Origin of the sequence: Streptomyces sp. NPDC048516 (assembly GCF_043199875.1) — a bacterium.
In the GTDB taxonomy this organism is placed as follows: domain Bacteria; phylum Actinomycetota; class Actinomycetes; order Streptomycetales; family Streptomycetaceae; genus Streptomyces.
The window spans coordinates 449,351-461,843 of record NZ_JBICWS010000002.1; the positions used below are offsets into that span (position 1 = coordinate 449,351).

Consider the following 12,493-nt stretch of genomic DNA (forward strand, 5'->3'; position numbering starts at 1 on the left):
TCCCGTGGGGGAAGCGGGCTCCGGTTCGTGCGGCTGCCGTCCCTAGTCGGTCGTGCCGGCCTCGTCGGCCGGCTCGGCGTCCTCCATCGCCGCCAGCGCCGGGTCGAGGATGATGTCCTCGTCGCGGGCCGCGGTCGTCGGCTCCTCGGGGAAGTGGCAGGCCGTGAGGTGGCCGGCCTTGTTCCCGGTGATCTGGACGAGCGGCGGCTCCTCGGTCGCGCACTTGTCCTGTGCCTTCCAGCACCGCGTACGGAACCGGCAGCCCGAGGGCGGGTTGACGGGGGAGGGGACGTCACCGGCGAGGCGGATGCGCTCGCGGTCCTCCTCCTCGTCCTCCACCAGCTTGGCCTCGGGCACCGCCGAGAGCAGGGCGTGGGTGTACGGGTGGCGCGGCCGGTTGTAGATCTCGTCGCGGTCGCCCACCTCGACGATCTTGCCGAGGTACATCACCGCGACCCGCTCGCTGAAGTGCCGCACGATCGCCAGGTCGTGGGCGATGAACAGGAACGCGATGCCCAGCTCGCGCTGCAGCTTCTGGAGCAGGTTGACGACCTGCGCCTGGATCGAGACATCGAGCGCGGAGACCGGCTCATCGGCGACGATCAGCTTCGGCTCCAGGGCGAGCGCCCTGGCCACGCCGATGCGCTGCCGCTGTCCGCCGGAGAATTCGTGCGGGAAGCGGTTGTAGTGCTCCGGGTTGAGACCCACGGTCTCCAGGAGCTCACGGATCCGCTTCTCCCGGCCGCCGGGCGGGTTGATCCCGTTGATCTCCATCGGGCCGCCGATGATGGTGCCCACCGTCTGCCGCGGGTTGAGCGAGGCATACGGGTCCTGGAAGATCATCTGGATCTCGGACCGGATCGGTGCCAGTTCCTTGCGGCCGGCGTGGGTGATGTCCTGGCCCGCGTAAGTGATCTTTCCGGAGGTCGGCTCCATCAGCCGGGTGAGCAGCCGTCCGGTGGTGGACTTGCCGCAGCCCGACTCACCGACCAGACCGAAGCTCTCGCCGGCGTGCACGGTCAGGTCGAGCCCGTCGACCGCCTGGACCGCACCGACCTTCCGCTTGAACGGGAATCCGCCGTAGATCGGGAAGTGCTTGGTAAGGCCCTCGGCGGTGAGCAGCGGCTCGCCCTGGACGGGCGCGGCGTCGCGAGGCGCCGGGAGGGTGACGTTGTCTGCCATGGTGGTCGCTCCCTAGCCCAGCCGGGGCTTGATCTGCTCGGTGAAGAAGGTCTGCTTCTGCTCGGCGCTCAGGTGGCACGCGGCGGCGCGCCCCAGCTCCAGCAGCGGCCGCTCCTCGGTGCAGCGCGCACCGCCGACCTCGCCGGTGAAGCCGCAGCGCGGGTTGAAGGCGCAGCCGGACGGCGGGTTGAGCAGGCTCGGCGGTGACCCGGGGATCGGGTGCAGCGCCTCGCTGACGTCGGAGGAGAGCCGCGGCATGGAGCTCAGCAGGCCCCAGGTGTACGGGTGCCGGGGCTGGGTGAGGATTTCCTTGACGGAGCCCCGCTCCACCGCCCGGCCCGCGTACATCACCAGCAGGTCGTCCGCGGTGTTGGCGACCACGCCGAGGTCGTGGGTGATCAGGATGATCGCGGAGCCGAACTCCTGCTGCAGGTCCTTGAGGAGGTCGAGGATCTGCGCCTGGACGGTGACGTCCAGGGCGGTGGTCGGCTCGTCGGCGATCAGCAGCTCGGGGTTGCAGACCAGCGCCATGGCGATCATGGCGCGCTGGCGCATACCGCCGGAGAACTGGTGCGGATAGTCGTCCACCCGCAGCGTGGGCTGCGGGATGCCGACCTTGGTCAGCATCTCGATGGCGCGCTGCCGGCCCTCGCGCTTACTGACACCGGTGTGCTTGATGTACGGCTCGGCGATCTGCCGGCCGACCGTGTAGTACGGCGACAGGGCGGTCAGCGCGTCCTGGAAGATCATGGCCATCTTGTTGCCGCGGAGCTTTTCCAGGGCCTTCTCCCGGGCTCCGGTCAACTCCTGGCCGTCCAGGACGATTTCGCCGCCGATCTCGGTGGCCTTCGGGTCGTGCAGGCCCAGAACGGCGAGGTTGGTGACGGACTTGCCGGAACCCGACTCTCCGACGATGCCGAGCGTCTGGCCGCGTTCCAGGTCGAAGGAGAGGCCGTCGACCGCCTTGACGATGCCGTCCTCGGTGGAGAACCGCACCTGCAGGTCGCGGACGGACAGGAAGGGGTCCGATCCGGTCGGGACCGGCGTGCCCTCGGTCTTGGTGAGTGTGGTCACTTCAGGCTCTCCTAGGACAGGCGCACGCGCGGGTCGATGAGGGCGTACGTCGCATCCACGATGATGTTGAACACCAGGATCAGGGCGGCGCTGAAGATCAGCACGCCCAGGATCATGGGCAGGTCGAGGGTGGTGACGGAGTTGATCGCCAGGCGGCCCAGGCCCGCCAGCGAGAAGGTGTACTCGGTGATCATGGCGCCGCCGAACAGCGAGCTGAGGTCGATGCCCAGGATCGTGACGATCGGGATCAGCGAACCCCGCCAGGCATAGCGCAGGAAGACATAACGCGCCGGCATGCCCTTGGCCTTGGCCGTACGGACGTGCTCCTCCTGGAGCTGTTCGATCATCGTTGAGCGCGCCATACGGGTGTACTGGGCGGTGAAGATCGTCGACATCACCAGCCACGGCAGCAGCAGACCCATGAACCAGCCGGCCGGGTTGCTGGTGAAGTCCACGTACTTGGGCGAGCCCATGAGGCCGCTGTAGACGAAGATGCCGAGGACGATCGGGCCCAGGATGTAGATCTGTACCGAACTGAGCACCATGGACGCGCCGGTGACGGTCTTGTCCAGCAGCGAGCCCTTCTTCCAGGCGGCCAGTAGACCGGCGCCCAGGCCGATGACCAGGAAGGCGATTGCGCCGCCGATGGCCAGCGACGCCGTGGTCGGCAGCCGGTCCATCATCGTCGCCCAGACGTCCTGGTGGGTGGCGAAGGAGTAGCCGAAGCAGGGAGCGCTGCAGTGCCCGACGCTGTAGTCGCGCCCCGCGAAGATGCCGACGAGGAAGTCCCAGTACTGCGTCGTCAGGGGCTTGTCGAGACCGAGGTTGTGGTGGATCAGGGCGACGTTGTCGGTCGTGCAGTTCTTGCCGCACGCCATCATCGCCGGGTCACCCGTGGAGAAGAAGATGAAGAAGGTGAAGGCGCTCAGCAGGAGAAGGATGATGACCGCGCCGAGGATCCGGCGGAATAGGAAGGGAAGCATGGCAGTTCGCTGCTCTCAGGACGGCGGCGGCAGTGGGGAGTGAGGGTGGCGGGGAAGGCCCCGGAGAGCGCGCGCTCCGCCGTGCCGCGCGCTCTCCGGACCGCCTTCCGGTGCTTGCTGCTGCTTACTTCTTGAGGTACAGCGTGTTCAGGTCCAGGTAGTTGGTGTCGCTGTTGTAGCGGGTACCACCGACGTTGGAGCCGTACAGCTGGAGCACCTTGGTGTAGAAGACCGGAGCGGCCGGGTTGATCTTCTCCACGATGTAGTGGTGCAGCTTCTGCCACTCCGCGGTCTGCTTCGTGAGGTCCGTGATCTTCTCGATCCGGTCGATCTCGGAGCTGACGTGCTTGTCACGGATGTGGGAGTAGTTGGCCGCGCCGTCCTGGATCTGCCGCGGGTCGTACGACGGCGGAATGACGGTGGAGGCGTCCGCCCAGTCCTGGCCCCAGCCGGTCATGTAGATGTCGAAGCCGTTGTCGACCTTGCCCATCTGCTGGTACCAGGAGGAGGAGTCGACCTCCTTCTTCTGGACGTTGAAGCCGGCCTTGTTCAGCGCGTCCTCGACGACCGCGGCTTCCTTCTGGCGGATCTCGGTGTTGGAGTAGGCGTAGACGAGCTTCATGCCCGTCTTGCCGGCCTCCTTGAGGAGCTTCTTGGCCTTCTCCGGCTCACCGTTGGGGTGCTTGAGCTTCCCGTACGGGTCGTAGCCCTTCTCGTAGCCCGCCACGGTCGGGGCGAGCAGACCGCCGGCCACCTCACCACCGTAGCTGCCGCCGTTGATGCGGACGATCTGGGCGCTCGGCATGGCGTAGGTGATCGCATCGCGGATCTTCTTGTCCTTGATGCGGTCCATGTTCATGTTCATCTGCCAGACGTAGGGCTGGTAGCCCTGCACCGTCCGCTTGCTGGCGCTGGGGTTGTCCAGCACCTGCTTGGTCTGCGTCGGCTCCACCGCGTTGCTGAAGCTGATCGCGTTCTTGGCCTCGCCCTGATCGGCCATCAGCCGCTTGGTGGAGTCCGAGAACTGGTGGTTGAAGGTGATGTCGTAGCCGTCGACGTACTGGTGGCGCGCCGGGTCCGTCTTCGGGTCCCAGTGGGTGTTGCGCACCAGCTTCGCCGACTTGCCCTCCTTGAAGGAGGCGAACTTGTACGGGCCGGAGGAAACCGGCTTGACGTCGTAGTTCTCCTTGGTGTCCTTCGCGCTGTCCGGGACGGCGCTGTAGCCCGCGATGGCGAGCGCGTAGGGCACCTGCGACTGCGGCTTCTGGAAGTGGAAGATGACGGTCTTGGCGTCCGGGGTGTCCAGGACGCTCTTGGGCAGGTGGTCGCCCTTGTACGGACCGTCCGGCAGTGCCTTGCGGTACGTGGTCCCCTCACCCGACAGCCACGTCTGGAGGTAGGACGGCCCGTCGGTGATGAACTTCGCGTACATCCGCTCGATGGTGTGGCGGATGTCCTTCGAGGTGATCGGCTGGCCGTCCTCGAACTTGACGCCGTCCTTGAGCGTGTACTTCCAGGTCTTGCCGCCGTCCGACATCTGGCCCGCGTCGGTGGCGAGGTCGCCGACCACCGTCTTGTTGCCCTTGTCGTCCTGCTTGTACGTGGTCAGACCACGGAAGATCAGCTTGGACAGGTCGCCGAGGTCGCTGACGTACATCTGCGCCGGGTCCAGGTGATTGAAGCTGTCACGCTGGTAGACACGGATGGTGCCTCCCTTGCGGGACCCCTTGACCTCGGCGGCCGGGCCGGTGGAGTCGGAGGCCTTGCCCAGCGGCACCGCCTTGGCCTGCGCCGCGGCGTCCTTGTCCGTCTGCGAGTCGTCCTTGCCGGTACCGCCGCCGCCGCTGCAGCCGGTGAGCGCGAGGGAGGCGGCCGCCAGGGCCACGACCGTCGCGCGTGCTCTGCGCGTAGAAAGTGCGTTCATGAGGTTCCAAGCACCTGCCTGTCGGTTGTTGTCCAGATGTGCTGCCTGACGCATCCGGGTACGAGCCCGGCGCGGGGGTGGCAGCCGCCCCCCTCACATGGACGATCAGCGCCCGGACTTGGGGTCGAAGGCGTCCCGGACCGAGTCCCCGAGCAGGTTGAAACACAGCACGAAGATCACCATTGCGGCGCCGGGGAAGAGCAGGAAGGTCGGGTCGTTCTCGTAGACCATGCCGGCCGTGTGGAACAGCCGCCCCCAGTCCGGGGTCGGCTCCATGATGCCGACGCCCAGATAGGACAGGCCGGCCTCCGCCGTGACGAACAGCGGGAGCATGTAGGTGGCCTGCACCAGGATGGGCGTGACCACATTGGGGAGCAGTTCCTTGCGGATGATCCGCCAGGGGGAGGCGCCGGTGATCTTCGCGGCCTCGACGAATTCCCGCTCGCGCAGCGACAGCACCTGGCCGCGCAGCAGCCGGGCCAGACCCATCCAGCCCAGCGCCCACTGCACCAGGATCAGCGCGACGACGCGCACATAGGTGGGGGTCTCGTCGCCCGGCGGGATGAAGAACGCGACGACCACGGGCATGAAGGCCACGAAGGTCAGCTGGCTGGGGAAGGCGAGCAGGAAGTCGATGACCCGGCCGAGCCAGTAGTCGGTCTTGCCGCCCAGATAGCCGGCCGTGACGCCCAGGAGGGTGCCGGTGATCACCACGAGGATGGTCACCGCCACCGAGATGCCCAAGGACATCCGCATGCCGTAGAGCAGGTTGGTGAACAGGTCACGGCCCAGCGCGGGCTCGATGCCGAACCAGAAGTCGCCGGAGATCCCGCCGTTGGCACCCATCGGATAGCCGAACCCGTCGAAGAGGCTCGGGTCTTCGTTGCCGTAGAAGGTGTAGGGGTTCTTGCCGTACACCGAGGCGATCACCGGAGCGAGCGCGGAGACGACGAAGAAGGCCAGCACGATGACGGCACAGACGACACCGGTGCGGTCCCGCTTGAAGCGTCTCCACATCAGTTGTCCGGGCGAACGGCCGACGAGCTCACCGCCCTTGCCCGTCTTTCCCTTCTTCAGACCTTCGGGCCCAAGTCCTGGTGTGTCGGACGTGGTAGCCGCGGTCTGGGATGGACTAGTCATCGCGAAGTGCCCCCGCGCCGAGTTCTCTTGGAACATGAAGCGGCACCGAATGCACCGCTGGATGAGCGGACTTTCGCAAGTGATTTGTGGCGGAGTCAAGGGGGTCGGGTGTGCTCGTGAACAGGTCGTCTACTTCTTGAGCGAACGTTGCGCAAGTTGACGCCACGGCGTGCTTGACAGGTGGGCGTGATATACGGCATGGGGGACATATCGGTACGAACGTCTTTAACATGAAGGCAACTTCACTGTCGCAACACCGATATACGGACGCGCCATGATGAACAACGTACGGCCGTGCGGGTGCCGTAGACCGGCCGGAGCGCCAGACGGCGTTCCGGCCGGTTGCTGTTTTGTGCACATTTCGTCCACCGCTGACTGCGGCTCTGTTGTCCCTGCGCCGGGTCTGGAGTAGACCTGCGGTAGGCGCCCTCCACGGGGCCGCCCAGGACCACCCAGTACATCGACACGGACGGGGGCTGGCCGTGTCCACAACGCGGGACGGCGTTCTCACCCGCGGCGCACGCGGCATCGGTGCGCTGGTATGCCTGCTGCTCGCGCTGCTCACCGCGGGCTGGATCATCCGGGACCTGACGATCGCCCAGCACGGCGCGGACGTGTGGTGGACCTGGCTGGGCGAGGCGCGCCGGCCGCGGGAATTCACCGCCTGGGCGACCTCGGCGCTCGACCCGCTGCTGACGCTCGGCGCGCTCGTCGTCGCGGTCGCCACGGTGCGCAGCGCCGTCCAGTCGTCCGTGGCCGCGGGTGCACTGCTCTCCCTGGCGGCCGCGACCGTAGTGCTGCGCCTCCCGCTGGTGTGGATGCTGGGGGCCGGCTGGCTCCAGGGGCTGGAGGGCGGACTCACGGCGCGGGCGCGGCTGACCGCGATCACCCAGCTCGCCCTGGCGGTCGTGCTGATCGTGGTGGTCGTGGCGGGCCGGCGACGGGACGGCCGGGCGGACCGGTATGCGCGGCACGCCGCGCGCGGGCTGCCTCTGGTGGCGTCCTCGGCCTATGGAGTGGTCCACGCGGTGCCGTCCGGAGCGGGCCCCGAGCGGCCCGGCCGGCCGTACCGGGGAGCGGCCGTGACGGCCGGTGTGCTCCTGGGCGCCGCCGGCCTCGCCGTGGCCGGCTGGGAGATCCACTGGCAGCAGCGGCTCGACGGGGACGTCTACCGCAAGGGGCTGCTCGGGGATGCGTCCGTCTTCCGCGCCCTGCTGCAGCCCCCGGTGCACTGGCAGGCGGCGGCCCTCGCGCTGCTGGCCCTGGGGGCCGCGGCCGCCGTACTGCGCCGCGCGCCCTGGGCCCGTCCCGCGGCGATGACGGCCGCGGCCCTGCTGCTGGTGCACGGAGCCGTGGCGCTCGCCTTCGCCGTACGCACCGGGGAGTTCGGCCGCCTCGGCGCGCTGCCGGCCTGGGCCCGGCTGGAGATGGGCACCGCGGCCTTCGTGGCGGCCGCCGGGCTGGCCGCGCTGATCGCGGCGGCCCGCCCCGGCACACCGGATGTCTCCCACCTCACGGACGGTGTGCTGGCGTACGGCTCCGCCCCGGGCGAGGCGCGGCCCCCGCACGCCCCGCCCCCGCCGTCCAGACTGCCGCCCGGTTGGTGAGACGCCTCGTCCGGGGAGATGCCCTCCGGTGAGGCGCCTTCCGTGCGCGTGACGTCCTCGGGGGCCGTGAGGCGCTACGCCCTCAGGGCGTCATCCCCAACGACCGCTTGAGGAAGTCCACCTGGAGCAGCAGCAGGTTTTCGGCCACCTGCTCCTGCGAGGCCATGTGCGTCACGCCGGACAGCGGCAGCACCTCGTGCCGGCGGCCCGCCGCCAGCAGCGCCGAGGAGAGCCGCAGTGCGTGCGCCACCACGACGTTGTCGTCCGCGAGGCCGTGCACGATCAGCATCGGGCGGTGCGGCTCCTGCGCCCCGGACAGCCCCTCGTCCGTGATCAGCGAGTTCGCGGCGTAGACGGCCGGGTCCTCGTCCGGGTGGCCGAGATACCGCTCCTGGTAATGGGTGTCGTACAGACGCAGATCGGTCACCGGCGCACCGACCACCGCCGCATGGAAGACATCGGGGCGGCGCAGCGCCGCGAGCCCCGCGAGATAGCCGCCGAAGGACCAGCCGCGGATCGCCACCCGCTCCATGTCCAGGGGAAAGGATCCGGCCAGTGCCTGGAGGGCATGGACCTGGTCGTCGAGGGCGACCTCCGCGACATTGCGGCACATCGCCTTCTCCCACGCGGGGGAGCGGCCCGGGGTGCCCCGGCCGTCCGCAACGATCACCGCGAACCCCTGGTCGGCGAACCACTGGGAGGTCAGATGGGCGTGGTGCGCGGCCACCACCCGCTGGCCGTGCGGACCGCCGTAGGGGTCCATCAGCACCGGCAGCGGACCGTCGTCCTCCTGATATCCGGTGGGCAGCAGCACCGCGCACGGAATCCGGCGTTCCCCCGCCAGGACGAGACGGGGGCGGGCGGTCAGCACCGGCTCCTCGGCGCACGAGCCGATGGACGCGAGGACCTTCTCGCCGCCGTCCGGATCCAGCCGCACCACGTCCACCTGGGCGCCGGGCCGCTCCAGCGACGCCTGCGACAGCACGGTCACCGCGCCACCGCGCACCGCGGAGGACACCGTCGGATACGCGCGCTCGCCGACCCGCTCCCAGCCGCCCTGGTCACCGCTGCCGCGGAACCAGGCGCGGTAGACGCCGATGTCGTGCATGTCGGTGCCGCTCGCGGAGAACAGGACATCGTCCTCGCCGATGTCGAGAACGGCCCGGACGTGCAGCGGCGCGCCGGTCAACGGGCGGGCGCCGACGAACAGTTTGCGCGCGCCGCCCTCGTCCGAGATCCGCACCAGCCGTCCGTCCGGCGTCCAGGCCGGCGCCCCGGGGAACGGCTCGACCCACGCCTCGTCCTCCTCCTCGTGCACCGTCCTGGTCGTACCGGTCGCGGTGTCGACGGCCAGATAACGCTGGTCGCGCTGGTTGCGGGCCTGGACGAGCAGCAGCGGCGGCCCGGCCGCCGACCAGTGGACGCGCGCAAGGTAGGGGTAGCGCTCGGTGTCCCAGCCGATGTCCGTGCGCGAGCCGTCCAGGCCGAACAGCGTCAGCGTGACCCCGGCGTTGCGGGTGCCCGCCGCCGGGTACGCGACCCGTACGGGCTCCTGGTCCGGATGGGCGGGGTCGGCGATCCACCAGCGCTGCACCGGCGCCTCGTCGACCCGCGCCGCCAGCACCGCAGCACTGTCCGGAGACCACCAAAAGCCCCGGTAGCGGCCCATCTCCTCGGCCGCGATGAACTCCGCGAGCCCCCAGGTCACCTCCGGCCCGTCGGGCTCGGCCAGCACCCGGTCCGCCGGTCCGGCGCCCGCGGGAGTGCCGCCGTCCCCGTCCGAGGTCGTGGCGCCGTCCACCGCGACCACCCGCAGCCGGCCGTCCGCCACGAAGGCCACCTGCCGGCCGTCCGGAGAGGGGCGGGGATCCACGACCGGTCCCTGGACGGGGAGTTCACGGGTGGTGCCGGCCCGCAGTTCGCAGACGAACAGCCGGCCGGAGAGGGTGAACGCCGCCAACTCCACGGCGGCGTCCGTCGCATAGCCGACGATGCCCGCCGAGCTCTCCCGGCTGCGCTCGCGGCGGGCCCGCTCCTGTGGTGGAAGGTCCTCCTGCGCCCCGGCCAGCAGGGCCTGCGGATCGGCGGCCGGGATCTCCCGTCCGGTTTCCAGATCGAGCACCCACAACTGCTGGCTGCGGTCGGTGCCCGAACGGGAACGGAGGAAGACGGCACGCGCGCCGTCGGGGGAGAGGGCGTAGCCGCGCGGTGCGCCCAGGGTGAAGCGCTGCGTACGGGCGTATTGCCGCGGGAACGAAGGCTGTCCGGTCATGGCCCGAGCCTAAGGGGGACGGGGACCGGCTCACCGTGGTCGCGCTCGTGAAGATCGTGTGCGCCCCCGTTCTGCTTCCGTGCTCCGACTTATGCGCTAGGCCGGAAAGTTATGATCTCTTGGGTGTCGTGGGTACGGGGTAAAGAGCCCATGGCATACCCGGTGCGCGGGTTCGTGGAGACGGCCCGTGTGCCAGCAACTCTGTCCGGACCCCGAGTACTTGGAGGTGAGCCGCCGTGGCACTCTCGATTTCGGCGGTGGTGCTGCTGGCGATCATCGTCTTCTTGCTTGTCAAGAAGTCCGGACTGAAGGCCCCGCATGCCTTTGTGTGCATGCTGCTGGGCTTCTATCTGGCCAGCTCGTCCATCGCGCCGACGATCAAGCAGCTGACGACGAACGTCGCAGGCATGCTCGGGAACATCAAGTTCTGACCGGCCCTCGCCCGGCCCCCTCCGTCGCATGCCCGCCCTCCGGCCGGGCGTGCGGGGGGGCGGCCGGGATCGCCCGTGGGAGGCGGGGCGGGCGGCTCGTAGGCTGTCGGTATGAGTCCTCAGCCCGCCCCGTCCCGGTCGGTCCCCTCCGGGGGAAGCCCTTCGAGCCCGGCTTTTTCCCGCCGGCTGCTGCTGGTGCATGCGCACCCCGACGACGAGTCGATCGTCAACGGCGTGACCATGGCCAAGTACGCGGCCGAAGGCGCGCTGGTCACCCTGGTGACCTGCACGCTCGGCGAGGAGGGCGAGGTCATCCCGCCCGAGCTCGCGCACCTCGCGCCGGACCGTGACGACACCCTCGGTCCGTACCGCGCCGGCGAGCTGGCCGCCGCGATGGAGGCCCTGGGCGTCACGGACCACCGCTTCCTCGGCGGCCCTGGCCGCTACCGGGACTCCGGGATGATGGGCGCGGTGCAAAACGAGCGGCCGGACGCCTTCTGGCAGGCCCCGCTCGACGAGGCGGCCGCCGATCTGGTGGCCGTGATCCGTGAGGTCAGGCCGCAGGTCCTGGTCGCCTATGACCCGGATGGCGGGTACGGCCACCCCGATCACATCCAGGCTCACCGAGTCGCGATGCGCGGCGCCGAGCTGGCCGCGCAGGCGGATTTCCGGCCCGAGCTGGGCGGTGCGCATGCGATCGGCAAGATCTACTGGAACTGCACCCCCCGGTCCGTGGTCGAGGCGGGCTTCGCGCGGCTGCACACGGCCGGTCACCGCTTCCCCGGAGTCGCCACCGTCGATGACGTGCCGGGCGTGGTGCCGGATTCCGAGGTCACGGCGGCCCTCCACGGCGATCCTGCGCAGATCGCCGCCAAGACCGCGGCGATGCGGGCGCACTACACCCAGATCGCGGTCGACGGGCCGTTCTTCGCGCTCTCCAACGACTTGGGCCAGCCGCTGTTCGGCTCGGAACACTATCGGCTGGTGCACGGCGTCCCGGGCGCCCCGGTCGGCGCACACGAGGGCGATCTTTTCGCGGGTGTGAGCGAAACGGTGGGTATGGGGGAGAGTGTCCGGATCGAGGAGGCGGCGGAATGAGTACGGCGAAGGGCGGCGGGGGCGGCGCGGAAGGAAACGGCCGGGCGGCTGCCGGTAAGGGCGGCGCGGCTTCCGGCGGGGGCGGCTCGTCCTCCGGCGGCAAGGGTGGCGCGGCCTCCGGCAAGGGGCAGCGGGCGAGGGCCGGCTCGGCCACTGCGCCCGGTGCGCGGTCCGGTGCCCCCGTGGTGCCGTCGGCCGGTGCCGCGCTGACCGCGCCGCTGACGCCGGGACGGGTGGGGATGTATGTGCTTCTTCTGGTCGCGGGCGTGGTGGTCGCCTTCGCCGGAACGCTGGTGCAAGCGGCCTGGTTCCCCGGTGGGTTGGTGCTGGCGCTGGCCGGCGTGGGCGGGCTCTTCTACGGCGGCGTCCGGGCGACCGGCACCTCCGCGGGCGTGCTGGTGCCCGGAGGGGCCTGGCTGGTGACGGTGTTCCTGCTGCTCGGCAACGTCCGGCCGGAAGGCGACTTTCTTTTCGGCGCGGGGGTCGGTTCGTACATCTTCCTGCTGGGCGGCATCCTGGTCGCTGTGATCTGTGCCACCGCCGCGCAGATGCGCACGACGGGCGCCCGGTACGGGCGAGTTGGCGGATGACGTGGCCCATACCGGGACGGATGCCGCGCGGGTCGGGGTGAACGGACCGGGTACCGGGGGTTCGCCCGTGGCGGCGGTGTTCGTACGCTCCCCGGGTGCCCGCCCGCGGCGGACAGTATGGTGGTGCGCGCCGTCGCGCCGCCCTGGGGGCACCCCCCGGCCTGTGGCCGGGGATCATCTCTGACGAGCGGC

At 69.8% G+C, this 12,493-nt stretch carries 10 protein-coding genes; 4 read left to right on the plus strand and 6 right to left on the minus strand.

Annotated features, from left to right (window positions below):
* Positions 1-42 precede the first annotated feature (42 nt).
* The 5 genes from ACGFR7_RS05870 to ACGFR7_RS05890 form a co-directional block, all read right to left on the minus strand.
* Positions 43-1,182 (minus strand): ABC transporter ATP-binding protein, encoded by a 1,140-nt coding sequence (locus tag ACGFR7_RS05870; RefSeq protein ID WP_393313500.1) that lies wholly within the window; start codon positions 1,180-1,182, stop codon positions 43-45.
* A 12-nt stretch (positions 1,183-1,194) separates the two neighbouring features.
* Complete coding sequence (locus ACGFR7_RS05875) at positions 1,195-2,256, minus strand: ABC transporter ATP-binding protein (protein WP_393313503.1); 1,062 nt, start codon at positions 2,254-2,256, stop codon at positions 1,195-1,197.
* Between the two features lie 11 nt (positions 2,257-2,267).
* The gene (locus ACGFR7_RS05880) at positions 2,268-3,239 is read right to left on the minus strand and encodes an ABC transporter permease (protein ID WP_393313506.1); all 972 of its coding nucleotides are present in this window, start codon (positions 3,237-3,239) and stop codon (positions 2,268-2,270) included.
* A gap of 124 nt (positions 3,240-3,363) precedes the next feature.
* Entirely contained in the window at positions 3,364-5,163 is a 1,800-nt protein-coding gene (locus tag ACGFR7_RS05885) for an ABC transporter substrate-binding protein (protein ID WP_393313509.1), read from the minus strand.
* Between the two features lie 105 nt (positions 5,164-5,268).
* The gene (locus tag ACGFR7_RS05890; RefSeq protein ID WP_393313512.1) at positions 5,269-6,303 is read right to left on the minus strand and encodes an ABC transporter permease; all 1,035 of its coding nucleotides are present in this window, start codon (positions 6,301-6,303) and stop codon (positions 5,269-5,271) included.
* 482 nt (positions 6,304-6,785) lie between these two features.
* On the opposite strand from ACGFR7_RS05890, the gene ACGFR7_RS05895 reads away from it, so the two are divergent.
* Positions 6,786-7,910 (plus strand): hypothetical protein, encoded by a 1,125-nt coding sequence (locus ACGFR7_RS05895; RefSeq protein WP_393313515.1) that lies wholly within the window; start codon positions 6,786-6,788, stop codon positions 7,908-7,910.
* An 82-nt stretch (positions 7,911-7,992) separates the two neighbouring features.
* Here ACGFR7_RS05895 and ACGFR7_RS05900 read toward each other — a convergent pair whose 3' ends face one another.
* The gene (locus tag ACGFR7_RS05900) at positions 7,993-10,182 is read right to left on the minus strand and encodes a prolyl oligopeptidase family serine peptidase (protein ID WP_393313518.1); all 2,190 of its coding nucleotides are present in this window, start codon (positions 10,180-10,182) and stop codon (positions 7,993-7,995) included.
* 236 nt (positions 10,183-10,418) lie between these two features.
* On the opposite strand from ACGFR7_RS05900, the gene ACGFR7_RS05905 reads away from it, so the two are divergent.
* From ACGFR7_RS05905 to ACGFR7_RS05915, 3 genes are all read left to right on the plus strand, one after another.
* Entirely contained in the window at positions 10,419-10,613 is a 195-nt protein-coding gene (locus tag ACGFR7_RS05905) for a hypothetical protein (protein WP_328384777.1), read from the plus strand.
* A gap of 111 nt (positions 10,614-10,724) precedes the next feature.
* Positions 10,725-11,711, plus strand: coding sequence for an N-acetyl-1-D-myo-inositol-2-amino-2-deoxy-alpha-D-glucopyranoside deacetylase (gene mshB, locus ACGFR7_RS05910; RefSeq protein WP_393313521.1), 987 nt, complete (start codon positions 10,725-10,727; stop codon positions 11,709-11,711).
* The gene (locus ACGFR7_RS05915) at positions 11,708-12,301 is read left to right on the plus strand and encodes a DUF6113 family protein (RefSeq protein ID WP_393313524.1); all 594 of its coding nucleotides are present in this window, start codon (positions 11,708-11,710) and stop codon (positions 12,299-12,301) included. Before mshB ends, ACGFR7_RS05915 begins: the two co-directional genes overlap by 4 nt.
* Positions 12,302-12,493: the final 192 nt, after the last annotated feature.

Excerpts from the sequence above, each read along its gene's own strand:
- ACGFR7_RS05885 (WP_393313509.1), bottom strand. The coding sequence starts at position 5,163 with ATGAACGCACTTTCTACGCGCAGAGCACGCGCGACGGTCGTGGCCCTG.
- ACGFR7_RS05900 (WP_393313518.1), bottom strand. The coding sequence starts at position 10,182 with ATGACCGGACAGCCTTCGTTCCCGCGGCAATACGCCCGTACGCAGCGC.
- ACGFR7_RS05890 (WP_393313512.1), bottom strand. The coding sequence starts at position 6,303 with ATGACTAGTCCATCCCAGACCGCGGCTACCACGTCCGACACACCAGGA.
- mshB (WP_393313521.1), top strand. The coding sequence starts at position 10,725 with ATGAGTCCTCAGCCCGCCCCGTCCCGGTCGGTCCCCTCCGGGGGAAGC.
- ACGFR7_RS05880 (WP_393313506.1), bottom strand. The coding sequence starts at position 3,239 with ATGCTTCCCTTCCTATTCCGCCGGATCCTCGGCGCGGTCATCATCCTT.
- ACGFR7_RS05870 (WP_393313500.1), bottom strand. The coding sequence starts at position 1,182 with ATGGCAGACAACGTCACCCTCCCGGCGCCTCGCGACGCCGCGCCCGTC.
- ACGFR7_RS05915 (WP_393313524.1), top strand. The coding sequence starts at position 11,708 with ATGAGTACGGCGAAGGGCGGCGGGGGCGGCGCGGAAGGAAACGGCCGG.